This is a genomic window from Planosporangium spinosum, assembly GCF_049999945.1.
In the GTDB taxonomy this organism is placed as follows: Bacteria; Actinomycetota; Actinomycetes; order Mycobacteriales; family Micromonosporaceae; genus Planosporangium; species Planosporangium spinosum.
Map to the genome: position 1 here is coordinate 1 of NZ_JBLYUB010000041.1, position 23,744 is coordinate 23,744.

Annotated in this window: 18 protein-coding genes and 1 pseudogene; 11 read left to right on the forward strand and 8 right to left on the reverse strand. The window is 73.5% G+C overall.

Annotated features, from left to right (window positions below):
- Positions 1-128: 128 nt before the first annotated feature.
- Genes crcB through ACNTMW_RS32055 form a run of 3 tightly spaced genes read right to left on the reverse strand, consistent with a single transcriptional unit; the run spans position 129 to position 1,384 of the window.
- A complete protein-coding gene (gene crcB, locus ACNTMW_RS32045; protein WP_426637750.1) occupies positions 129-503 on the reverse strand; it encodes a fluoride efflux transporter CrcB in 375 nt (124 codons plus the stop codon).
- Entirely contained in the window at positions 500-850 is a 351-nt protein-coding gene (locus ACNTMW_RS32050) for a DUF190 domain-containing protein (RefSeq protein ID WP_426637751.1), read from the reverse strand. Before ACNTMW_RS32050 ends, crcB begins: the two co-directional genes overlap by 4 nt.
- Before the next feature lie 9 nt (positions 851-859).
- Positions 860-1,384, reverse strand: coding sequence for a fluoride efflux transporter FluC (locus ACNTMW_RS32055; RefSeq protein WP_426637753.1), 525 nt, complete (start codon positions 1,382-1,384; stop codon positions 860-862).
- Positions 1,385-1,543: 159 nt separating this feature from the next.
- Between ACNTMW_RS32055 and ACNTMW_RS32060 the strand changes: the two genes are divergently transcribed.
- From ACNTMW_RS32060 to ACNTMW_RS32090, 7 genes are all read left to right on the forward strand, one after another.
- Complete coding sequence (locus ACNTMW_RS32060) at positions 1,544-1,774, forward strand: hypothetical protein (RefSeq protein WP_426637754.1); 231 nt, start codon at positions 1,544-1,546, stop codon at positions 1,772-1,774.
- 116 nt (positions 1,775-1,890) lie between these two features.
- The gene (locus ACNTMW_RS32065; protein WP_426637755.1) at positions 1,891-2,715 is read left to right on the forward strand and encodes an MEDS domain-containing protein; all 825 of its coding nucleotides are present in this window, start codon (positions 1,891-1,893) and stop codon (positions 2,713-2,715) included.
- A gap of 518 nt (positions 2,716-3,233) precedes the next feature.
- Positions 3,234-4,661 carry a hypothetical protein gene (locus ACNTMW_RS32070; protein ID WP_426637756.1) on the forward strand — a complete coding sequence of 476 codons (1,428 nt, stop codon included), beginning with the start codon at positions 3,234-3,236 and terminating at the stop codon, positions 4,659-4,661.
- 63 nt (positions 4,662-4,724) lie between these two features.
- The gene (locus ACNTMW_RS32075) at positions 4,725-5,960 is read left to right on the forward strand and encodes an AAA family ATPase (RefSeq protein ID WP_426637757.1); all 1,236 of its coding nucleotides are present in this window, start codon (positions 4,725-4,727) and stop codon (positions 5,958-5,960) included.
- Positions 5,957-7,198 carry a vWA domain-containing protein gene (locus tag ACNTMW_RS32080; RefSeq protein ID WP_426637758.1) on the forward strand — a complete coding sequence of 414 codons (1,242 nt, stop codon included), beginning with the start codon at positions 5,957-5,959 and terminating at the stop codon, positions 7,196-7,198. The genes ACNTMW_RS32075 and ACNTMW_RS32080 overlap by 4 nt, the downstream gene beginning before the upstream one ends.
- Before the next feature lie 123 nt (positions 7,199-7,321).
- Positions 7,322-9,091 carry a thiamine pyrophosphate-dependent enzyme gene (locus ACNTMW_RS32085; RefSeq protein ID WP_426637759.1) on the forward strand — a complete coding sequence of 590 codons (1,770 nt, stop codon included), beginning with the start codon at positions 7,322-7,324 and terminating at the stop codon, positions 9,089-9,091.
- A gap of 1 nt (position 9,092) precedes the next feature.
- A complete protein-coding gene (locus ACNTMW_RS32090; protein ID WP_426637761.1) occupies positions 9,093-12,122 on the forward strand; it encodes an FAD-binding and (Fe-S)-binding domain-containing protein in 3,030 nt (1,009 codons plus the stop codon).
- A 130-nt stretch (positions 12,123-12,252) separates the two neighbouring features.
- Here ACNTMW_RS32090 and ACNTMW_RS32095 read toward each other — a convergent pair whose 3' ends face one another.
- Both ACNTMW_RS32095 and ACNTMW_RS32100 read right to left on the reverse strand, forming a co-directional pair.
- Complete coding sequence (locus tag ACNTMW_RS32095; RefSeq protein ID WP_426637762.1) at positions 12,253-12,966, reverse strand: aspartate/glutamate racemase family protein; 714 nt, start codon at positions 12,964-12,966, stop codon at positions 12,253-12,255.
- Between the two features lie 40 nt (positions 12,967-13,006).
- Positions 13,007-13,483 (reverse strand): GNAT family N-acetyltransferase, encoded by a 477-nt coding sequence (locus tag ACNTMW_RS32100; RefSeq protein WP_426637763.1) that lies wholly within the window; start codon positions 13,481-13,483, stop codon positions 13,007-13,009.
- Positions 13,484-13,630: 147 nt separating this feature from the next.
- Between ACNTMW_RS32100 and ACNTMW_RS32105 the strand changes: the two genes are divergently transcribed.
- The gene (locus ACNTMW_RS32105) at positions 13,631-13,888 is read left to right on the forward strand and encodes a cation transporter (RefSeq protein WP_426637764.1); all 258 of its coding nucleotides are present in this window, start codon (positions 13,631-13,633) and stop codon (positions 13,886-13,888) included.
- 75 nt (positions 13,889-13,963) lie between these two features.
- On the opposite strand, the gene ACNTMW_RS32110 is transcribed toward ACNTMW_RS32105, so the two are convergent.
- The 3 genes from ACNTMW_RS32110 to ACNTMW_RS32120 all read right to left on the reverse strand — a co-directional run bounded on the left by ACNTMW_RS32110 (position 13,964) and on the right by ACNTMW_RS32120 (position 18,428).
- Complete coding sequence (locus ACNTMW_RS32110; RefSeq protein WP_426637765.1) at positions 13,964-17,032, reverse strand: AfsR/SARP family transcriptional regulator; 3,069 nt, start codon at positions 17,030-17,032, stop codon at positions 13,964-13,966.
- A gap of 86 nt (positions 17,033-17,118) precedes the next feature.
- On the reverse strand, positions 17,119-18,210 hold the full coding sequence (locus tag ACNTMW_RS32115) for a flavin-containing monooxygenase (RefSeq protein ID WP_426637766.1): 1,092 nt from the start codon (positions 18,208-18,210) through the stop codon (positions 17,119-17,121).
- A 20-nt stretch (positions 18,211-18,230) separates the two neighbouring features.
- Positions 18,231-18,428: a heavy-metal-associated domain-containing protein gene (locus ACNTMW_RS32120; protein WP_426637768.1), complete on the reverse strand. Its 198-nt coding sequence runs from the start codon at positions 18,426-18,428 to the stop codon at positions 18,231-18,233.
- A 223-nt stretch (positions 18,429-18,651) separates the two neighbouring features.
- On the opposite strand from ACNTMW_RS32120, the gene ACNTMW_RS32125 reads away from it, so the two are divergent.
- From ACNTMW_RS32125 to ACNTMW_RS32135, 3 genes and pseudogenes are all read left to right on the forward strand, one after another.
- Positions 18,652-22,035 (forward strand): heavy metal translocating P-type ATPase, encoded by a 3,384-nt coding sequence (locus tag ACNTMW_RS32125; RefSeq protein WP_426637769.1) that lies wholly within the window; start codon positions 18,652-18,654, stop codon positions 22,033-22,035.
- Positions 22,036-22,188: 153 nt separating this feature from the next.
- Positions 22,189-22,845: pseudogene (locus ACNTMW_RS32130) on the forward strand (DedA family protein); the annotation flags it as partial.
- Positions 22,846-23,441: 596 nt separating this feature from the next.
- A complete protein-coding gene (locus ACNTMW_RS32135; RefSeq protein ID WP_426637771.1) occupies positions 23,442-23,732 on the forward strand; it encodes a hypothetical protein in 291 nt (96 codons plus the stop codon).
- Positions 23,733-23,744 lie beyond the last annotated feature (12 nt).

Here is a 23,744-nt window from a genome sequence, read left to right on the forward strand (position 1 = left end):
GCGCACCAGCTCCACCGCGTCGCGCTTGAACTCGTCGGTGTACTTCGACGGACGTCCCAACGGGGACACCCCTTCCTCTGGACTCAAGATCCAGTGTCAGGGTGTCCACACCTCGGGGGGAAGCTCAGTCAGGACCACACCGCCTGGGCCGTCAGGATCCCGCCGTACGCCGCGGCGAGCCCGGCCGCCACGCTGGCGGCGACGTTGAGTACCGCGTACCGCCGGGCGCCGTCCGCCACCAACCGGACGGTTTCGTAGCCGAAGGTGGAGTAGGTGGTCAGCGCGCCGCACAGGCCGGTGCCGAGCAGCGCGGCGACGCCGCCGGGTACGGCGTGCACGCTGGTGCCGCCGATGAGCAGGCCGAGGATGAAGGAGCCGGAGACGTTGACCGTGAACGTGCCCCACGGGAACACCGAGTCGTGCCGGGACTGAACGGCACGGTCGACCAGGTAACGCAGCGGCGCGCCGACGGCGGCACCCAGCGCGACGAGTAGGGCGGTCACCGGGCGTCCTCGGCCGAGCGGCCGACGTACCGGATCACGTCGACCGGCTCGACGATCACCAGCCCCTCGGCGACCAGTTCGTCCAGCTGCGGCAGGAACGCCCGTATCCGGTCCTCGGCGTCAACGATGACGATCGTGACCGGCAGGTCCTCCGACAGCGACAGCAGCCGGGTGGTGTGGATGTGCGAGGACGCGCCATACCCCTCGATGCCGCGCAGCACGGTGGCGCCGGCCAGGCCGGAGCGGTGGGCCCGGTGGACGATCTCGTGGTAGAGCGGCTTGTGGTGCCAGCAGTCGTCTTCGCCGACGAAGATGGTCAGCCGGACGGCGGGGCCTTCGAGCTTCATGACCGCTCCTCACGCGTCATGCGCGTCCCTGACGCCGGGGGCGGATACCGCGGCCGGGCGGTCGCGGGTGGCCAGCCGGGTGAGCGCGATCCCGGCGTACACCGCGGCGAGTGCGGCGGCGAGGGTGCCGGCCAGGTAGGCCAGCGCGGTCCGGGCCGCGCCGGCCGCCACGAGCTGCTGGATGTCGACGGTGTACGTGGAGAACGTGGTGTACCCGCCGAGCACGCCCACGCCGAGGAACGGCCGCAGCAGCCGGTGCGCCGCCCACACCTCGGTGATCAGCACCATCAGTACGCCGATGAGCGCGCAGCCGGTGACGTTGGTGATCAGCGTGGCCCACGGGAACCCGCCGGGCGGGTGCGGCCAGGCGGTGGCCAGCCCGTACCGGGCCAGCGCGCCGAGTGCTCCGCCGGCCGAGACGGCGCCGAGGATGGTCCACGGGACGCGGGTCGGGTTCCGGCGTCGTACCGTGATCCGCACGCCGGCGTCCGGGTTCGTGGGCGCTCGGGTCTCCTGCCGCACGATCACCCCCACCGCCGCGACCGGCCGCGGTCTCCGGCCTGGTCGCCGACCATGTTAACCGCCCGGCCTACGATTGGCGGTGCGCCGCTACCGACCAGGCACGAGCCGCTTCGTACCAGGTCTGAGTTACCACGCACGAGCCGTTCCGACCCAGCCACGAGGAGCGCCGCGATGGACAACCGTGAGGACCGGCGCGGCGACACCGGGACGCCGCGGGGCATCGATGATACCGTGCCGCACCCCGAGGAGATCGTGCAGCAGACGTCTCCGGCGGGTGACCCGCGGCCGTGGATCGGCAGGAACGACGAGGTGCCGGGCTCCGGCCGGTTGGCCGATGACATCTGCGAGGCGGTGGTCGCGATGGACGCGACGGTGGCCGCACAGGGCCGGCCAGGCCGGTGACGAGACGCCCCGGCCGGTGACGAGGCCGGCTCACCGATGACGGGCGTAACCACGCCGGTCCGTACCGGGCGGGCGACGCTGGTGTCGATCTCGTAACGCAGAGTAGCGTCTGAAGGGTGGAGGTCATCAGTGGTCGGCCCCCGGGTTCGGAATGGGACGGGCATCTGCTGCTCCTGCACCACTCCGACGCCGAGCTTCTGTCCGCTCTGGCGACGTGGGCGCGTCGCGGGCTGAGCCGCGGCGACAAGGTCGTTCTCGCCGGAGCGTCCACGCCGGCCCAGGCAGCGGTGCTCGACCGACTGCGGGCGGAAGGAGCGGACGTCGACGCCGCGGTGGCGGACGGGCGGTTGGCGACGCTGCCGATGGATCGGTTCTCTTCGGACGGTGGCCGGGACGCGGTCGTGGGTCGGGCGTTGGCCGAAGGATTTCCGCAGGTGCGGATGGCTAGCGAGGTCGGCGTCACGCGCGATGCCCTGCCGCTGTCGGCCCATCTCCACCTTGAGCGCACGATCGACCGGCTGTGCTGTACCCGGCCGGTGTCGGTACTGTGCCAGTTCCGGCATTCGACCACCGAACCGACGATGCTGCCCGACCTGGTGACGGTGCACCGGTACCGGCTGCGGGACTGCGCCTTCAGCATGGCGGCCGGCCCCGACGGTCTGGTTCTCCGCGGTCAGATCGACCGGGGGAACGCCAACGTGATCGCTGCTGTCACCGAGGTCGCCACCGCGAGCGGGGGCCACGCGGTACGGCTGGACCTCGCTGCGGTGGAGTTCATCGACGTGGCGGCCTGCCGCCAGCTGCTGTATGTCAGCCAACGGTTCCGGGAATCCGGTGGGCGTGTGGTCCTGGTGGACGCTCAACCGTCGGTGGACTGGACCCTGCGACTGTTCGGCGTCGACGAGTTCCCCGGTGTCGATCTGATCGGAGGGCGGCGATGAACGCCCCCGAGTGGCCACGTCCACCACATCGGCGGTGGGCGGGCACACCCTGACGGACGTCGTGGCTGCGGTCCACGAGGTCGCCGTCAACGGACTCGTCCACAGCCCCGCCGTGCCGCGGCGGAGCTGGGGCTGGCCCGGCGGCGATGCGACCGGATGGAGATGGCGCAGACCCCGTCCGGTTTTCTGGCGCGGCTGACCACCTCGGCCTGGGCTGTCGACGCGGCCGACGGCATGCGACAACGCGCGGATCCCTGGTAGGAGCCGGCGCCGCTGGTCAGACCGCTGCGACCCGGACCGGCGGCGTCGGCGGCCTCCGAGCGGTACGGCGGTCGCGGTGCGCGGCCGGAAACCGCCCGGGGGAGGGCATCCACTATGGACGGCGCTGCTCCGGGAACCGACGCGGATCCGGTCGGCGGACATCTGGCGGACCTGGTTCGGGGAACTGTATGCTCCCTCGCGATGATGACTCCTTCTCATGGCAGATTGGGGGTCCCGTTCGCGCAAGGTGAGTGCTGATGCGCTCCCGGGCCGCGACTGCGGATTCTCGCCTTTCCCTCTGGCTGCGCGTGCGCGAGTTCGCCGTGCCGCCGTCAATGATCGAGTCTGCGACCGACCGTCGCCGTGTCGGTGACTGGGCCGGGGCGTGCGCCGCCGCGCGCATCGACGTCGATCTCAGTGTGCGCTCGGCGGCCCGCGCCTACGGTCGGGAACTCGCCGCCCGGGTCCGGGCCGATCTCCGCCACCTGGCTCCCGACCTGCTGCGGTGGCAGATGCCGAGGGTCGCTCCTGACGGGTTGCTGCGCCCCGGACTGACCATCTCGCTGGCCCGGTACGAGCCGGCGGGGCGCGACGGTGCCGGCTCGGTACACCTCGTGGTCCGAACTCCGCCGGCCTGGGCCGACGCCGGTCAGCGGATGAGCCTCGCGCTGTGGGACGGATCCCGTGCCGGGGAGGAATCCTGCTCTCATCCGCATCCCCGTCCCGACCGGCGGTTCCGCCTCGACCTGCACCGCCATCTGTGGGACGCGCGCCGGGCCGACGAGCTGCGGGTCCGGTCGGGGGCGGATCGGCTGGCGGGCGACGACTTCCCGGCGACGCCCCCCGATCCGTCGGGCGTGGTGCCGCGCGGCGGCCGCTGCGCCGTGCACAGGTGGCCGGCCGAGGCGGCGATCCTGCTCCGTGCCGAGGGGCGGGCCAACGGCACCGTCGCCGTGCGGCTCGGAGCCCGGCACCGGCTCATCCTGGACGTGGTCGCGGGCGGGGACGGCCTCGGGCCGCCCACCGCGCGGATCACGGCAGCGTCCACCAGGGACGGCGCAGCCAGGCTGCCGGTGCTGCCCGACGCGGCGACGTGGGTGCCGCCCGACCTGGAACTGCTCCACAGCGGACTGATCGACGCCGATCGGCTCCATCCGCTGGTCGCGGCGGCACTGGTACCGGATCATCCACCGGCCGGCCCGCCACGGGAGCCGGATCGGGTGGGGCGGCCGCGCCTCGTGGAGTGCCGGGGAGCCCGGCACCGGATCGGCCTGGTCGATGGGGTACTAGCCCCGCTGGACCACGACCCGGCCGAGGTTCGCCGGGAGGAGCTGCTGGCCGCGCTGACCGGTACTCCAATTCCGTGCCTGCAGGCGATCGACGAGGCACACCGCCACCCGGAATGCCTCGACGACGTCCGCGCGCGCCTGGACCACGGTGACACGGCCGGTGCGTTGTCCGTGGTCGAGGGCCTGCTCGGACCCGACGCGCTACTGCGCGTCGGCGCGCTGCGCGACGAACTGGAAACGGCCGCGCTGCGGCGGATCCCGTACGGGCTGTTCCGGGCGGGACTGGTCGGGTCCGGGCCCGGCCCGGTCGCCCCGGACCGTCGCCGTACCCGTGACCCGCACTGCCGCGGTACCCGTGACCACCGTACGCACCCGCGCCACGCCACGTACCGCTGACCAGCGGGCCGCGCCCCCGTACCGCCTTCCTCCGCCCCTTCACGAATCCACAGGTGATCGACCATGCCCACGTCCACGACGGTTACCCACGTCGCCCAGCTCGACGTCGCCGCGCAGCTGCTCGCCCTGCTGAGCGACACCACCACCGAACCCCGCTCCGACACCCAGTTGGCGGCCCTGACCCTGGCGGTCGCCGCCGACCTGCCCGTACTCCTGTGGGGTGAACCGGGGATCGGCAAGACCGCGGCCCTGACCCAACTCGCCGCCACCCTCGACCTGCCGCTCACCACGGTGATCGCCAGTGTGCACGAGCCGTCCGACTTCTCGGGGCTGCCCGTCGTCGGTGCCGACCCCGCGGTACAGGGCGTCCCGATGGCCCCGCCGGACTGGGCCGTGCGCCTGGTACGGGTCGGCCGAGGGCTGTTGTTCCTCGACGAGCTGTCCACCGCGCCGCCGGCCGTGCAGGCCGCGCTGCTCCGCCTCGTACTCGAACGGCGGATCGGCGCCCTGCGACTGCCGCCCGGGATCCGGATCGTGGCCGCCGCCAACCCGCGATCCTCGGCGGCCGACGGCTGGGAGCTGAGCCCGCCGCTGGCCAACCGCTTCGTCCATCTCCAGTGGACCCACGACCATGAGGTCGTGGTACGCGGCCTGGGCGGCACCTGGCCCCGGGCGGCACTTCCCCGGCTGGATCCGGAGCGATTGTCGGAGGCGGTCACCGTCGCCCGCCGTGCGGTGTGCGGGCTGCTGTCCGCCCGCCCGGGACTGGTACACCGGTTGCCCAGCAACGAGGCCAACCGGGGCGGCCCCTGGCCGTCACCCCGGAGCTGGGAGATGACCCTGCGCCTGATCGCCTTCGCGACCGCGGCGGGCACCTCTCGGGAGGTGCTGTCGATGCTGGTCAGAGGCACCGTGGGGGACGGCCCGGGACTGGAGTTGCTGGCCAGCCTGGACCGGATGGACCTCCCGGACCCCGAGGCGCTGTTGGCCGACCCGGCGGGAGCCGCCCTGCCCGAACGGGGAGACCTCCGCCAGGCGGTGCTCGACGGTGTGGTGGAGGCGGTTCGTCGGCGCCCGGAGAAGTCCCGCTGGGACGCGGCGTGGGCCCTGCTGGTCCGGGCACTGGAGACCGGAGCCCCGGACCTGGTGGTCGTCCCCGCGACCACCCTCGCCGCGCTGCGTCACGAGGACTGGGAGCTTCCGGCCTCGCTCGAGCGGCTCGCCGGGGTGGTGTCCCTGTCCCAGCGGGCGGACCGGGCCGCGGCCCGGATCGCGGCGGCCGCGGGTACCCGCCGATGACCGCCGACGCGCCGGGGACCCTGGACCTCGACAAGCTCTTCACCGCCCGGCTGCACGCCGCCCGGGTCCGGCCCTACCTGGCGACGGCGCTGTTCGCCCTGCACGTGGTGGAGTCGCGGTGGGTACCGACGATGGCTGTGGACCGGTACTGGCGGTGCTACGTCTCGCCGGCGTTCGTGGACCGGACCCCGGTGGAGGAACTCGCCGGGGTGTGGGTACACGAGGTGTCGCACCTGCTGCGCGACCATCACGGGCGCAGCGACCGGGTCGCGCGGGACCGCGGATTGACCGGGCCGGGGGAGCGGCTACGGATGAACATCGCCGCCGACTGCGAGATCAACGACGACGTGTTCGGCGACGGGTTGGCCCGGCCCGAGGGCGCCGTCGAGCCGGGATCCCTTGGCCTGCCCGAGGGGGAGCTGATGGAGGAGTACCTCCGCAGGTTCCGGCTCGGGCCGTACCCGCAGAACCTGGTCTGGCTGGACTGCGGCAGCGGCGCCGACGGGCTGGAGCGGGAGTGGGAGCTGGGCCCGGACGGTGCGCACGGCCTCAGCGCGCAGGAACGGGACGCGGTGCGGTTCCGGGTGGCGGAGGGCATCACCGGCCATCCCGGGAACGTCCCGAAGGGATGGCGGCGGTGGGCGGAGGAGGCGTTCCACCCGCCGCAGCCGTGGCGGGAGCTGCTGGGCGCGGCGGTCCGGTCGGCGGCCTCCGCCCCGGGCGTGGGTGAGGACTACACGTACGGCCGGCCGTCGCGGCGCTCCGCCGGGGTACCCGGGGTCGTCCTGCCGAGCCTGCGCCGCAGGCCGCCCCGGGTCTGCGTGGTCGTCGACACGTCCGGGTCGGTCAGCGACACCGAACTGGGCAGCGCGCTCCTCGAGGTCGCCGCGATCTCCCGTGCCGTGGGCGGCCGGCGCGACCTGGTCACCGTGCTGTCATGCGACGCGGCGGCCCAGGTCGTGCACCCGCTGTGCCGGTCCGCGGACATCCCGCTGGTGGGCGGCGGAGGCACGGACCTGCGTACCGGCTTCGCCCGGGCACTGCGGACCGCGCCCCGGCCGGACGTCGTCGTGGTCCTGACCGACGGGCAGACACCCTGGCCGGACTCGCGGCCACCGTGCCGGACGGTGGTGGGACTGTTCCCCCGACAGAAGCCGGCGTGGGACGAGGACGACCCCGAGTACCGGCCGGACCCGCCGCCGACGTGGGCGCGGGTGGTCGAGATCGGGCCCCGGTGAGCCGCACGGGAGGGCGCGGACGCGTGGACAACTCCTCAGCCACCTGCTGAGTTACGGCGAAAGACCCGCCGGATGCCGGACCAGGGACCCGTTTGAAGCACCGGGTCGGGGTAAGCCCGCCGCATGGCTGCTATCACATCCGAGGCGCTGGTCTCCCGGCTGGCCGACTGGGGCGTGGACACGGTGTTCGGGCTGCCGGGCGACGGCATCAACGGGATCATGGAGGGCCTGCGTCGAAACACCGACCGGGTGAGCTTCGTCCTCGTGCACCACGAGGAGGCGGCGGCGTTCATGGCCACCGCGTACGCCAAGGCCACCGGCCGGATCGGGGTGTGCCTGGCCACCTCCGGCCCGGGCGGGATCCACCTGGCCAACGGTCTGTACGACGCGAAGCTCGACCATGCCCCGGTGCTGGCGATCACCGGTATGCAGGAGACGGCCGTGCTGGGTACCGGCTACCAGCAGGAGGTGCACCTGGACCGGTTCTACGAGGACGTGTCGGTGTACGACCAGATGGTGGTCAACCCGGCGCAGATACCCGGGCTGGTGGACGTGGCGATCCGCACCGCGTACGCGCGGCGGGGAGTGGCGCACCTGACCGTGCCCAACGACATCCAGGTGGCCGAGGCCGGTGAGCAGCCGTACGAACTGGTCGCGCCGGCCACGCCGCCGGCGACCGCACCGGTGTACCTGCCCCCGCCGGTACGCCCACGCGCCGACGACCTCCAGCGCGCCGCGGACCTGCTCAACGTGGGCGGCCGGATCGCGATCCTGGCCGGGGTCGGGGCCCGGGGCGCCGGTGCGCTCGTCCAGCGGCTGGCGCAGGCCCTGGACGCTCCGGTGATCAAGACGTTGCCGGGGAAGATGGTGCTGCCCGACGATTCGCCGTACACCACCGGCGGGCTCGGCCTGCTGGGTACCGGGCCGAGCGAGGAACTGGTCGACGAGATCGACACCCTGGTCATGCTGGGCACGAACTTCCCGTACACCAAGCACCTGCCCACCCCGGGCAAGGTCAAGGTGGTCCAGGTCGAGATCGACCCGGTCCGGGCCGGGCTGCGGCTGCCGACCGAGGTACCGCTGGTCGGGGATGTGGGTGCGACGCTGGAGGCGTTGTTGCCGCTGCTGGAACCGCGGACCAGCCGGGGGCTTCTGGAGCGTTACCAGGGCAAGATGCGCGACTGGCGGGCCAAGATGGCGGCGTTGGAGAACCCGGAGCGGGATCCGATCGCCCCGCAGTACCTGGCGGCGATGATCGACCGGGTGGCCACCGACGACGCGGTGCTGACCTGTGACTCGGGCACGATCGCGACGTGGGCGGCGCGGCACTGGGACATCCGGGGCCGGCGGGAGTTCTACCTGTCGGGCAACCTGGCGACGATGGCGCCGGGTCTGCCGTACGCGATCGCGATCCAGATCGCCCACCCGGGCCGGCAGGTGATCGCCTACCAGGGCGACGGTGGGTTCGCGATGCTCATGGCGGAGTTCCACACCGCCGCCCGGTACGGGTTGCCGATCAAGGTCGTGGTCAACAACAACAACTCCCTGGGGCAGATCCTGTGGGAGCAGATGGTGCTGGGGTACCCGGAGTTCGGGGTCCGGTTCGGTGCGCCGAGGCCGGACTTCTCGGCCTGGGCGCGTGGCTGCGGTGGGCATGCCGTGCATGTCGACAAGGCCGGCGACCTGCAGACGGCGCTGCGGGAGGCGTTCGCCTATCCGGGGCCGGCGCTGGTCGACGTCGCGGTCGACCCGAACGAGCCGCCGATGCCCGGCAAGGTGACCTACGACCAGGCCAAGCACTTCGCCGCGGCGTTCCTGCGCGGGCAGCCACACAAGGCGTCGATCGCGACCACCCTGTTCAAGGACAAGATCGAGCAGTTGAAGGGGGTCTGAGATGGCGGGTGTCGCACTGCGGACCCCGGCCGTCCGCGAGGTGGAGTCGCAGGCGCGCGCCGACGCCGACCGGCTGGCCCGCGACCTGCGGGCGCGCATCGACGGTGGGGTGCGCTTCGACGACGGTACCCGGGCACTGTACGCCACCGACGCCTCCAACTACCGGCAGGTGCCGATCGGCGTGGTGGTGCCGCGCACCCTCGACGACGTGGTCACCTGCGTGGAAACCTGCCGGGAGTACGGCGTCCCGGTACTGTCGCGCGGCGGCGGCACGAGCCTGGCGGGGGAGTGCTGCAACGTCGCCGTGGTCGTGGACTTCTCCAAGCACCTGACCGCGGTCGAGTCGATCGACCCGGACAGCCGCACCGCGGTGGTGCAGCCCGGCGTCGTCCTCGACGACTTCAACGCCCAGGCCCGCCGGTACGACAACCTGGTCTTCGGGCCGAAGCCGGCCACCCACAGTCACTGCACGCTCGGCGGGATGATCGGCAACAACTCGTGCGGCTCGACCGCGCAGTGGAGCGGCACCACCGCGGCCAACGTCCGCCGCCTGGAGGTGCTCACCTACAACGGCACCCGGATGTGGGTCGGCCCCACCTCCGACGAGCGGTACGAAAAGATCCTGGCCGAGGGCGGCCGGCCGGCCGACATCCACCGCCGGCTGCGCGCGCTGCGCGACCGGCACGCCGACGGCATCCGGAACTTCCCGAAGCTGCCCCGGCGCATCTCCGGCTACAACCTGCCGGCGCTGCTGCCGGAGTACGACCTCCAGGTCGCCCAGGCGCTCGTCGGTACCGAGTCCACCTGCGTGACCGTGCTGCGGGCGGAGATCGCGCTGCTGCCCGAACCCCGGCACAAGGCGATGGTCCTGCTCGGCTTCCCCGACATCGTGGCCGCCGCCCGCGCCGTGCCCGAGGTCAACGAACACCGGCCCTTCATCCTGGAGGGCATCGACGACAAGCTGATCGGCTTCGAGAAGCGCAAGCGCATGCACCCGGAAGCGCTGCACCTGCTGCCGGACGGCGGTGGCTGGCTGATGGTGGTGCTCGGCGGGGACAGCGCCGACGAGGTGGCCGGCGCGGCGCACGATCTGATCGCGGCGATGCGCCGGAGCGACCACCCGCCGACGGTCAAGATGTTCGACGACCCGAAGCACGAACAGCAGATCATGACGGTACGGGAGAGCGGGCTGGGCGCCACGGCCCGGGTGCCGGACCAGCCCGACACCTGGCCGGGTTGGGAGGATTCGGCCGTCCCGCCCGAGCACCTCGCCGACTACCTACGCGACCTGGGCGAGCTGCAGGCGGCGTTCGGGTACGGCAGCGCGAGCCTGTACGGGCACTTCGGGCACGGCTGCGTGCACACCCGCATCCCGTTCGACCTGGTCACCGCCGACGGGGTGGACGACTTCCGGCGGTTCATCGAGCGCGCGGCCGACCTGTGCGTGTCCTACGGCGGTTCGCTGTCCGGCGAGCACGGCGACGGTCAGGCCCGCGGCGAGCTGCTGGCGAAGATGTACGGCGCCGACATGGTGCGGGTGTTCGAGGAGTTCAAGGAGATCTTCGACCCGGACAACCGGATGAACCCCGGCAAGGTCGTGCACGCCAACCCGCTCGATGGCCAGCTCCGGTTGGGCCCCGACTACGCACCGGCCGAGCCGGAGACGTACTTCCGGTACGTCGCCGACGACAACAGCTTCGCGCGGGCCGCCAGCCGCTGCGTCGGCGTGGGCAAGTGCCGCCGCTCCGGCGGCGAGGGCGTCATGTGTCCGAGCTACATGGTCACCCGCGACGAACAGCACTCCACCCGCGGCCGGGCCCGGCTGCTGTTCGAGATGGTGACCGGCCGTACGCTCACCGACGGCTGGCGCGACGAGGCCGTCCACGACGCCCTCGACCTGTGCCTGGCCTGCAAGGGCTGCAAGCGGGACTGCCCGGTCGACGTGGACATGGCCACCTACAAGGTCGAGTTCCTGTCCCACCACTACGAGCGCCGGATCCGCCCCCGCGACCACTACTCGCTCGGCTGGCTGCCGGTGGCGGCGGCCGTCGCCTCGTACGCGCCCGGCGTCGCCGACGCCATCGCCCACGCGCCGGTACTGTCCGGCGTCGCCAAGCGCCTGGCCGGCATCGACCCGCAGCGCGAGCTGCCCCGGTTCGCCCGGGCCCGGTTCGCGTCGTGGCTGACCCGGCGCGTGCCCCGGGGCAGTGGCGACCGCGGCCCGGTCCTGCTGTGGCCGGACACCTTCACCATCCGCTTCGCACCCGGCATCGCGGCCGCCGCCGTCGGCGTGCTGGAGGCCGCCGGGTTCCAGGTGGTCCTGCCCGGTACGCCGGTCTGCTGCGGCCTGACCTGGATCTCCACCGGGCAGCTCGGCACCGCCCGGCGGGTCCTGCGCCGCACCGTGGACGTGCTCGCACCGTACCTGCACGCCGGGGTGCCGGTGGTGGGGCTGGAGCCGTCCTGTACGGCGGTGCTCCGCGCCGACGTCCGCGACCTGCTCGGCCACAGCGCCGACATCGAGCGGTTGGCCGCGCAGACGAAGACGCTTGCCGAACTGCTCACCGAGCGGGCGCCGGAGTTCACCCCGACCCTGCCCGGTGCCGACGGGCCCGGCCACCACGGCGGTGGTCGGCCGAAGGCGATCGTGCAGACCCACTGCCACCAGCACGCCATCATGGGTTTCGACGCCGACGCCGACCTGATGGCGCGCATCGGCCTGGACGCGGAGGTGCTCGAGTCCGGCTGCTGCGGCCTGGCCGGCAACTTCGGTATGACGCCGAACCATCGCGACGTGTCCCTCGCCTGCGCCGAGCGGGTGCTGCTGCCGGCCGTGCGCGACGCCGACCCGGACACCCTGATCCTGGCCGACGGGTTCTCCTGCCGCACCCAGATCGAGGACGCCCACACCGGGCGCCGCCCGGTCCACCTCGCCGAGGTGGTCAACGCGGCCGTCCGCGGGGTCGCGCCCGGCGTGTACCCGGAGCGCGACGTGGCGCTGCGGCCGGGGATCGCCCACGCCCGGCGTTGAGCGGTCGACACCGGGCGTGCGCCCAGGATCCCTGCAATGTCGCAAACATTGCTGCTACCTCATGCGGGATAGCAGCAATGTTCGCGACATTGCGCGGGTCGTGAGGCCGGGACGTGCCCGGCGCCCACCGTCAGCCGGCGCGCCCGGCGAGCGGCCCGGCGAGCGCCCGGTCGACGGCGGCCTCGACGTGGATGCGGGTGGTCGGGAACACCGGCACCGGGCTGTCGTCCGCGCCGATGAGCAGCTCGATCTCGGTGCAGCCGAGGATCACCCCCTGCGCGCCCCGGTCGACCAGCCGGGAGATGACGTCGCGGTACGCGGCGCGCGAGGCGTCGTCGACCACCCCGCGGCAGAGTTCCTCGAAGATGACCCGGTGGACCAGCTCCCGGTCGGCCTCCTCCGGGACCACGACGGTCAGCCCGTGGGCGGCCAGCCGGTCGGTGTAGAAGTCCTGCTCCATGGTGAACCTGGTGCCCAGCAGCCCCACGGTCGTGACGCCGGCGGCCCGGACGGCGTCCGCCGTGACGTCCACGATGTGCAGCAGCGGGACGTCCACCGCCTGCGCGATCCGCGTGGCGACCTTGTGCATGGTGTTGGTGCACACCAGCACCAGGTCCGCGCCCGCGGTCTCCAGGGACCTGGCCGCGGTGGCGAGTGCCTCGGCGGCGTCGTCCCAGCGCCCCGCCGCCTGCATCGCCGCGATCTCGGCGAAGTCCACCGAGTACAGCAGGCAGCGCGCCGAGTGCAGGCCGCCGAGCCGGTCGCGGACCAGCTCGTTGGCCAGGCGGTAGTACTCGGCGCTGCTCTCCCAGCTCATCCCGCCGAGCAAGCCGATCGTCAACATGATGCGTGTCCTTTCGTCAGGGGCTTGCCGTCACGGGGCTCTACGGCGCGGCGATCTCGCGGTACCGGTGGGGACCCCAGCCGGCGATGACCTTGGTACGCAGCGCCGCGCCGAGCCGGGTGTAGAACCGCTGGGCGGCGTGGTTGTCGGGGTTGACCTCCCACCGCACGATCAGCTCCTCCGGCGCGGCGAGGCGCGCCACCTCGGCCATCAGCAGCCGGCCGACACCGTCGTTGCGCGCCGCCGCGCGCACGTACAGGTCGTCGAGGGCCAGGATGTCGCGGCCGGCCCAGAAGTTGACCTGGCGCAGCACCGACACGTACCCGAGGGGTTCGCCGTCGCGTTCGGCGACGAGGACGATGACGTCCGGCCGGGCCAGCAGGTCGCGCCAGCGGTCGGCGGTGACGGTGACGTGCTCCAGTTGGTCCTGGTGCGCGGCGAGTTCGCGGACCAGGGTCAGGACGGTATCGGCGTCGGCCGGGCCCGCGCGGCGGACGGAGGTCGCGGACGTACTCATGGTGATCTCCTCGAATTCGTGGTAGGTGCAGGATCGCGGTTCGACCTGTCCGTGCGCTGGCCGGGGACCGGACCGGCACCGCCGCGCCGGCCGCGGCGAACAGCCGGTGGACAGCCGACCGCCAGTACCGCCGGACACCCTGGAGCCATGCAGGAACGCAGCCGCCGAGCGGCCCATCCGGACCCCGCCGGCGCGGTGGTCGTCCCCCTACCGACCGGGCTGTGCCGGCGGTGTGTCCGTACCGTCAGCCGCCGGGTCCGGGACGTGCCGGGCGTCGTGTCGCTGGAGGTCGACGCGGTGCGTGGGCTGCTGCGGGTGTGCGGTGACGCCGACGCGCGGGTGGTCGTGGCGGCGTTGGAGGCCGGCGGCTTCGGTGGCTGCCGGGCGGCCGACGACGACGGCTGAACCGACGGCCCCCGTGACCGGGGTCGTCCGCGGCCGGCCGTTCCGTAGCCGGCCGTCCCGCTACGGGACGACCGGCTACGGAACGACCGGCTCAGCGCTGGTGTCCACGTTCGCTGCGGCCTGCCGCGCGCGTACGGCCTCGTCCGGCCGCCCGGCGGCGTCGGCGCAGTCGGCCAGCAGCGACCACAGCCGGGCCCTCGCCCAGGGGAACTCGCGCTCCTCCAGCAGCGTGACCGCGGTGCGGCACTCGTCGGCGGCCACCGCGGCGTGGCCGCGCGCGTGGGCGATGCGGGCCCGGCCCCACGCCGCCCACGCCTGGCAGCGCGGGTTCTGTGCCCGGCGGGCGACCTCGTCGGCCTCCGCGAGCAGCGCCGGCACGCCGTCGTCGTCCCCCACGTCGAGCAGGGTGTGTGCCAGGTGGACGAGCGAGAAGGCGAGCCCGTGCAGCGACGCCCGGTCCCGCACCTCGTCGACGGCCTTGCGCAGGTCCGTCAGGGCCTCCGCGTGCCGCCCGGATTCGCGCAGGGCGACACCCAGATGCGCCAGGATCGCGCTAATCATGATCCGGTCACCCGCCACCCGGGCGAGGTCGAGGCTGCGCCGCCACGCCCGTTCCGACGCGTCGAACTCGCCCAGGCGCAGGTCCAGCAGGGCTTCGAGATAGTGGGTCATGAACAGCCACCACCCGCCGTCCGAGTCGCCCAGTTCGTCCCGGCTCTGCTTGATCATGGCGCGGTACTCGTCGGTGTCCCCGACGTACTGGCCCTCCCAGGCCACCACCAGCCGCGACATCGCGGCGTTCCGGACGTCGCCGAGCTCCTCGAACAGCGCGAGGCTCTCCCGGGCGGCGGCCCGCGAGCGCGGCGTCGGGTAGTAGACGTGGAGCAGCCCCAACCCCTGGAGCGCGCGGGCGCGCAGGCCGGTGGACCCGCCACCGGTATCCAGCAGGGCGGTCAGCGCGCGCGTGCCCTCGAAGCGCAGCCCGTAGTTCCAGTACCAGACCAGCGCGCACGCCAGCCGCAGTCCGGTGTCGACGTCGTCAGCGGTGCCTTCGAGGGCGCGGTCCACCGCCGCGCGCAGGTTGTCGTACTCCTCGGTCAGGCGCGCCCGGGCGGGTTCGAACCCGACCTGCAGGCTGTACTCCTCGGCCAGCCGTGTGTAGTGGTCCAGGTGGCGCTTCCGGCAGGCGTCAACCTCGCCGGCTTCGGTCAACCGACCCCAGGCGTACTCGCGGACCGTGACCAGCAGCCGGAACCGCCCGGTCGCCGGCTCGGGGACCACAAGGGACCGGTCGACCAACCGGAACAGCAGGTCGAGCACGTCCGCGGTGTCGATGCCGGCGAAGCCGCACACCTCCTCCGCGGCGGCCAGGGTCCACCCGCCCCGGAACACCGCCAGCCGCCGCAGCAGCCCGCGCTCGGCGTCCGACAGCAGCTGGTGGCTCCAGTCCAGGGTGGCCCGCAGCGTGCGGTGCCGCGCCTCGCTGGTACGTGGCCCCGAGGTCAGCAGCGAGAACCGGTCCCGCAGCCGGGCCTCGATGTCCGCGGCCGACAGTGCCTTGATCCGTGCCGCGGCCAGTTCGATGGCCAGTGGCATGCCGTCGAGCTGGCGGCAGATGGACGCCACGACCGGCGCGGTCTCGGCGTCGAGGGTGAAGGAGGGGCGCACCGCGCGGGCCCGGTCGAGGAACAGCCGTACCGCCGGCGCCTGCGCGATCGCCGCCGGGTCGTCCGTGTCGTCGGGTACGGAGAGCGGGCCGACCGCCATCTGGACCTCGCCCGGGACGGCCAGCGCCTCCCGGCTGGTCGCCAGGACCGTCACCGCGGGGCAGGACTCGACCATCCGTTCCACCAGGGTCGCCACGGCGTCGACGACGTGCTCGCAGTTGTCCATGACGAGCGCGGCGCGGCGCGGCGCCAGGTGCTCGACGACGGCGTCGGCCGCGGCCGTACCCGGCCCGGTCGTCACCAGCCCGAGCTGGGCGGCGACGGCCTCCGCGACGTCGGAACCGGGCTCCAGGGCGGCCAGCCGGATCAGGCGCACCTCCTCGGCGGGCAGCTCGCCGGCCCGGTGCGCGACCTCCAGCGCCAGGGTGGTCTTGCCGACGCCACCGGGGCCGGTCAGGGTGACCACCCGCGCCTCGTGCAGCCGCCGCACCGCCGTGGTCACGTCGTCGTGCCGGCCGACCACCGAGGACAGTCGCTGGGGCAGCCGGTCGCGGACCGGCGCGCCGTCACCAGTTGCCGGCGCGACGGGTGCGGCAGGCGCCACCGGCGCCGTGCTCGCCCGGGGCGCCGCGGGCGCCGTGCTCGCCGTGCTCGTCACGTTGGGTTGATCTTGATGAGGTCGGGTGGGTACCTGTTGGCGCAGGATCGCTTCGGAAAGGGCCTGGATCTCCGGTGCCGGGTCGATCCCGAGCTCGTCGGCCAAGTGCCGGCGCAGCGCCTGGTAGGCGGCCAGCGCGTCGGCCTGCCGGCCGCCCCGGTACAGCGCCAGCATCAGCAGGCGGTGCAGCCGCTCGCGCAGCGGGTGGTCGGTGACCAGCCGTTCCAGGTCGGGGATCGCCTCGGTGTGTCGGCCGGCCTCCAACAGCAGCTCCAGCCGGTCCTCGACCGCGCCCAGCCGCAGTTCCGCCCACCGGGCGCTCTCCGCGAGGGCCCACTCGGTGTCGCCGACGTCGGCCAGCGCCGGGCCCCGCCACAGGCCCAGCGCCTCGTCGAGGTGCGCCAGCGCCGGTGCGACCTCGCCGGCCGCCGCTGCCGCGCGGGCCCGGCCCACGAGCTCCTCGAACCGGTGCGCGTCCACCGCCGCGGCGGGTACGGCGAGCTGGTAGCCGGGGGCGCGGGTGACCACGACGTCGCCGCCGACCCCGACGCCCGCGAGGGCCCGGCGGAGTTTGGACACCCGGATCTGCAACGCGTTCGTGGCGTCGGCCGGCAGGTCTTCGCCCCACAACGCGTCGGTCAGGGTGTCGACGGAGACCACGCGGCCGGCGGCGAGCACCAGGCGGGCCAGCAGCGCCCGCACCGACGGTGGCAGCGCGGTGGGCGCGGTGCCGGGCGCCTGCACCTCGACGGGGCCCAGGACGCCGAACGTCACGGTCGTCCCGGGCTGCCCGTCGTCCGGACGGCCGTGCATCGTCATGCTGCTCCTCGTCACTGCCCGGCTAGCACCTCGGGCTGTCCTGGTGACCGAGGAGTCGGCCCTATGGTACTGAGCGTCGGCCCTGCTCAGAGCCGGACGACCGGTGAGTCGCCGATCATCCGGTCGGCCGGGGCCGCCGCGTGCGCGGCCAGCCGGTCGGCCAGGACCGCCGCGTCCCGCCCGACCCAGCCCAGCACGGCCGAGCCGCGGGACCGCTGCCACGGCAGGCCCAGGAAGTACAGCCCGGGCCAGTCGGTGAGCCCCTCGCGGTGCACGGGCGCGCCGCGGTCGTCCAGCACGGGTACGTCCAGCCAGGGGTAGTGCGGGCGGAACCCGGTCGCCCACACGACGGCGTCCGGGCGGTGGCGGGAACCGTCGGCCAGGACGACATCGCGCCCGTCGGCGCCCACCGCCCGCTCCACCCGGCGCACGCGCTCCAGCAGCCGGCCCAGGTCGGTACCGATGATGGTGTTCTGCTCCTTCAGCCGGCGCCCGATCCGGCTGTCGCCGCTCAGCCTCATCGTGCCGAGCCGGTCGAACCACCAGAAGATGTCCCGGCCCAGCCACCGCTGCGGGAACGCCCGGCCGAGCGTCCCGGCCGACAGCGACACCCGTCGCCCGTGGTCGGCGAGTTCGCCGGCGATCTGTACGCCGGTGTTGCCGGCGCCGACCACGAGCACCTCGCCGCCGGGCAGCTGCCCGGGCCGCCGGTAGTCGCTGCTGTGCAACTGCACGACCTCGGGGGCGAGCCGGCCACCGAAGTCCGGGACCCGGGGCGTGCGGAACGGGCCGGCCGCGACCACGACGGCGGTCGCGGTGAACGTTCCCGTCGAGGTCTCGACGGTGAAACCGGCGGGGGTCCGGGGGCGTACCGCGGTCACCCGGCAGTTCAGGTGCACCGGCAGGTCGAAGTGGCGTGCGTACCCCTCGAGGTAGTCGGCGACCTCGTCCTTGCCCGGGTGCCCGTCCGGGTCGCCGGGGAACGGCCGGCCCGGCAGCGCGTCGTACCGGCGGGGGGTGAACAGCGTCAGGGAGTCCCAACGCCGCCGCCACGCGTCGCCCACCCGGGGGTGGGCGTCCACGATGGCGAAGCGGCGCCCGGCGCGTCGCAGGTGGTAGCCGAGCGCGAGCCCGGCCTGGCCGCCACCGACGACCAGGACATCGAGTGTGGTGTCCATGATGTGGATCCTCCGCACGCTCAGGCGGCTTCGTAGCCGGCCTCGGCGACGGCCGCCCGTACCGCGACGGGATCTGCCGGGCCGGTCACCGTGACGGTCTTCGCGGCGATGTCCACGTCCACGGTCTGGACGCCGGCCACCTCGCCGACCTCGGTGCGGATGGCGTTGGCGCAGTGGCCGCAGCTGATGCCGGGCACGGACAGGACGAGTTGGTTCACGGGATGCTCCTCTGCTCCGACAGCGGCGGGCCGGGTCGGCCCGCCGGGATGACAGCAGGTTGCGCGCCCGCGCTGTCCGCCTGCTGTTCCCGGGACGTCGCCGCGGGACGGCCCTCGGCCGGTACGGACAGCGGACGGGCAGCGGCGGGACAGTGCCGGCGGGGAGCCTCGGCAATCGACGGCCCGCACCGGCGGGCCAGCGGACCAATGAGGAGTGACGGCGATGGCGACAGCGACGACGGTCTCCCGCACGCTGGAGATCGGCGGCATGACCTGTGCGTCCTGTGTCGGACGGGTGGAGCGGGCACTGAAGCGCGTCGAGGGCGTCGAGCTGGCCGAGGTGAACCTCGCCACCGAGGTCGCCACCGTCACGTACGACCCCGCCCGCGTCCCGGTAGAGGCGCTCACCGAGGCGGTGGGCAAGGCCGGGTACACGGCGACGCCCCGCCCCTCCCGGTACGTCCCCGACGGCGCCTCCGACGGCGCGGTCCCGGCCGGGGCCGACCCCGCCGGCCGGGACCGGGAGCGGGAGCGCGACCGCGAGATCACCGACCTGAGGCGGAAGTGGCAGGTCACCCTCCCGGTCGGGCTGGCGATGATGGTGCTGATGTACCTGCCGCTGCCGGTCGACGCGATGGACTGGCTGATGCCGCTGCTGCTGGTCGTGGCCACGGTGGTGCAGTTCTGGGCCGGCCGGGTCTTCTACCGGGCGGCCTGGGCGGCCGGGCGGCACGGTGCGGTCACCATGAACACGCTGGTCGCCCTCGGTACCACCGTGGCGTACGGGTACAGCGCGTTCGTCACCCTGTGGCCGGCGGTCGCCGAGCGGTACGGGCTGCCGCTGCACGTGTACTTCGAGATCTCGGTCGTGGTCGTCGCGCTGGTACTGATGGGCCGCTGGATGGAGGCCCGCGCCAAGGGGCGGACGGCGACCGCGATCAAGGCCCTGCTGGGGCTGCAGTCGCGCACCGCCCGGGTGCTGCGTGGGGACGCCGAGGTCGAGCTGCCGGTCGAGCAGGTCGCCGTGGGTGACCTCGTACGGGTACGCCCCGGCGAGAAGGTCCCGGTCGACGGGGTCGTCACCGACGGGTCCTCCACGGTGGACGAGAGCATGATCACGGGGGAGAGCCTGCCGGTGGCCAAGGGCGCCGGCGACCCGCTGATCGGCTCGACGCTCAACCGCACCGGTTCGGTCGTCATGCGGGCCACCGCGGTCGGGCGCGACACCACCCTGGCCCAGATCGTGCGGTTGGTCGAGGACGCCCAGGGGTCGAAGGCGCCCATGCAGCGACTGGTCGACCAGGTCTCGGCCTGGTTCGTCCCGGTCGTCATCGCCCTCGCGGCCGTCACGTTCGGGGTGTGGGCCGTGTTCGGCCCGGACCAGGGGCGGCTCGCCTTCGGCATCGGCACCGCCATGGCCGTACTGATCATCGCCTGCCCCTGCGCTCTCGGCCTGGCCACGCCGACGGCCATCATGGTGGGTACCGGCAAGGCGGCCGAGCTGGGGATCCTGATCTCCGGCGGTGAGGCGCTCGAACAGGCCCGCCGGTTGACCACGGTCGTCCTGGACAAGACCGGCACCCTCACCCTCGGCCGCCCCGGCGTGACCCGGGTCGAGGCGAACGCCGGCACCGACCCGGACGAGCTGGTCCGGTACGCGGCGGCGGCCGAGATCGGATCGGAGCACCCGCTCGGGGAGGCGATCGTCGCGTGGGCCCGCGACCGCGGGCTCGCCCTGCCGGCGACCGAGTCCTTCGAGGCCGTTCCGGGTCACGGCGTGGAGGCGCGCGTCGCCGGACGGGCCGTCGTCATCGGCAACGCCGCGCTGATGCGCCGCCACGGCGTCGCTGGGGTCGACAGGGTCGACGGCGTCGCTGGGGTCGACAGGGCCGACGGAATCGACACGGTCGGCGGCGGGGACACCGCCGACCTGGCGGCGACCGCCGACGCGGTGGCGGCCGAGGGGGCGACCCCGATGTACGTCGCGCTCGACGGGCGGCTGGCCGGCGTGATCGCCGTGGCCGACACCGTCAAGCCCGGCGCCCGCGAAGCCGTCGAGCAGCTTCAGGCACTGGGCCTGGAGGTGTGGATGCTCACCGGCGACAACCGGGTCACCGCCGAGGTGGTCGCCCGTCAGGTCGGCATCACGGAGTCCGCGTCCGGCGGCGCGGGCGCCGCGGGGCGGGTCATCGCCGACGTGCGTCCCGAGGACAAGGCCGCCCGGATCGCCGAGCTGCAGCGCGGCGGCGCCGTGGTCGCCATGGTCGGCGACGGGATCAACGACGCGCCGGCGCTGGCCACCGCCGACCTCGGCATCGCGATCGGTACCGGTACCGATGTGGCAATCGCCGCCTCGGACATCACCCTCGTCGGTGGCGACCTGCGCGGGATCGTGTCGGCGATCGCCCTGTCCCGGCGTACCGTGACCACGATCAAGCAGGGCCTGGTCTGGGCGTTCGGCTACAACGTGCTGCTGATCCCGGTCGCGGCCGGCGTGCTCTACCCGTGGGGCGGGGTGCTGCTGGACCCGTCGCTGGCCGCCGCGGCCATGGCGATGAGCTCGGTCAGCGTCGTCACGAACGCCCTGCGACTGCGCGGCTTCCGGCAACCCGGCACGGCCGGGCCGGTGCGCCCCCGGCTGTGGGCCAGGATCGCCGACTACGCGTACCTCACCGGCATCGCCGTTCTCGCGGTGGCGGTCGGCGCCGGCCTGACCGCGCTGAGCCGCACCGACACCGCCCAGCGCGGCATGAACGGGGTGCTGGCCTGGGTACAGGGCACCGGCATGCCGATGCGTCCGGCGATGAGCGTCATGATGACCACCGACAGCGAGCCCCGGCACGCCGCGGACGCCGGTGTGAAGGTCGCCGTCCAGGTCCCCGACGACGTCGTACCCGGGAAGCCGGCCACCGTCCGCATCCGGGTGACGGACGCCGGGACCGGCCGCGCGATCGACGACATCGGCCGCAGTCACGAGGCCTGGATGCACTTCATCGCGGTCCGCGACGACCTGGCCACCTTCGCGCACGTCCACCCGGAGCCCGCCGGCCGGCCCGGTGAGTTCACCGTCCGGCTGACCTTCCCGACCGACGGCCGGTACATCATCCACACCGAGTTCAAGCGGCGCGGCGAGATGGTCGACCTCGTCGAACGCCACGATGTCGCGGTGGGCGACCCCGCACAGGTCATCCACGACAAGCCGTCGTTGTCTCCGCGCGAGCAGATCGCCGACGGCATCCGGGTCACCCTCGACGGCGACGCCGAGGTCGGCTCGGGCAGCCGCCTCACGTACCGCTTCACCGACGCCGCGACCGGCCGGCCGATCGACACCCTGCGGCCGTACCTCGCCGCCGCCGGCCACGTGGTCGTGATGCCGGTCGACGCGAGCGGGTTCGCCCACGAGCACGCGGAGGTCTCCGACGATCGGGGCCGGCCGGTGTTCGCCCTGCCGGGCCAGGTCTTCGGCCCCGAACTCGGGCTGCACGCCGACTTTCCCCGCCCCGGCCTGTACCGGCTGTGGGGGCAGTTCCGCGCCGCCGACGGCAAGGTCCTGACCACGACGTTCACGGTCGAGGCGCGGGACGCGGGCGAGGAGGGCGACCGGTGACGACCCGCGAGCGCATGTGTGCGGACAGCGATCGTCCTCAGGGGGCTGGTAGTCCGACGGGGACGCCCGGCCGCCCGGCGGTGACGATCAAAGGTGAGCCTGAGCACGATCGTGGCAACCGGCGCCGGCCCGCCACTCCCCGGACCTAACGTCATGATCGTGGACGACTGGTTAGGCCAGCTGCAGGGGTTGCCGACGGGGCTGCTCGACGTGGCGCTCGGTCTGGTGATGGTGCTGGACGCGATTCCGTTGGTGGGGGTCGCGGTGCCGGGTGACGTTGCGGTGTTGACCGTGGTGGGGTTGGGTTCCCCGCTGGCCGGGGTGTTCGGTCTGGTGTGGGTGGTCGCCGGTTGCCTGGTGGGGTGGTCGTTGACGTACGTGGCCGGCCGGTTGTTCGCTGATCGGATCCGGCGGGGGCGGTTGGGTGCGTGGATCGGTGAGGCGCGCTGGGTGGCCGCGGAGCGGGCGTTGGACGGTGGTGGCCGGGTGTTGGTGGTGGCGCCGTTCCTGCCGGTGTTGAACACGTTGGTGCCGTTGGCGGCGGGTGGGCTGCGGATGCCGTATGGGCGGTTTCTGCGGTACTCGGCGGTGGGTTCGGCGCTGTGGGCGGGCCTGTATGTGCTGTTGGGTCTGGTGTCGCGGCAGCTCGGGGGGTTGCTGCCGGGGCGGTCGTTGATGTTGGCGGTGAGTGTGGTGGTCGGGTTGACGGTCGGCTGGGTCACCCTGCTCACCGTGCGTCGCCGGTTCACGGCCCCGGCCGCCGTGCACCGGTCCCCGGCGCCGACCGTCGCGGGCGGGCGCCGCCGGGCCAGCCGGACGTCACCCCGGCGGCCGATCGCGTCGACGTCCCACCGGGCACCGACCGCCCTGATGTCGCGGATGCGCGGCTGGCCGAAGGAGACCGGCAGGTCCCGATCGACGCTGGGCCGGCCGGCCCGCGGCTCCACCCCGAGCCGGGACCGTTCGATCACGAGGGGGGCGCAGTCTGCCCAGGGCTGCGGGTCGCCGGCGGTCGGGTACTCGACCGGGAAGCCGGTCTCGCCGCGCAGGTACCCGGCGAACGCCTCCGGCTGCCGAAGGCCGGAGACGAACGCGGCCTCGGCGAGGGCCACCGACCGGCGGTTGGCCTCGTCCCGGTAGCCGTAGCGGGTCGGCCCGGGCGGCCCGACCCTCCCCGGGGCCGCCGATCGTCATTCCGCCTGCCCCCTCGCCTCACCCGTACCGCAACCGTGACGGGCCAGGTAGAACCCCGTCGTCACCCGCATCGGGTGGCCAACCGACCGCGGTGTCGCCCTCCGGACAGGTGATTGTCACCGGATCCGGCGCGGGTGCACTTTTACGGTTGCCGGGGGTATCGGGCTCTCCTACGGTCGGCAGAGCGGGCCGTGATGCCTGGGAAGGTGGCCATGACACGAGACGAGATCACGCAAGCGGTGATGGCGGCCAAGCTGGAGCGGGGATTGTCCTGGCAGGACCTGGCCGACACGGTCAGCAAGCCGGTCGGCTGGGTGGCGGGTGCGCTGCTCGGGCAGCACCCACTGGACCCCTCGGACGCCGCGACACTGGCCGCGAAGCTCGGGCTGCCGGAGCGTGCCGCCCCGATCCTCGCGGCGCCGCGGCGCGGCGCGTCGGCCACGGCGACGGGCGCGGCCGGGCACCGGATCTACGAGGTGCTGCGGATCTACGGGCCGGGCTGAGGCCACGGGGGT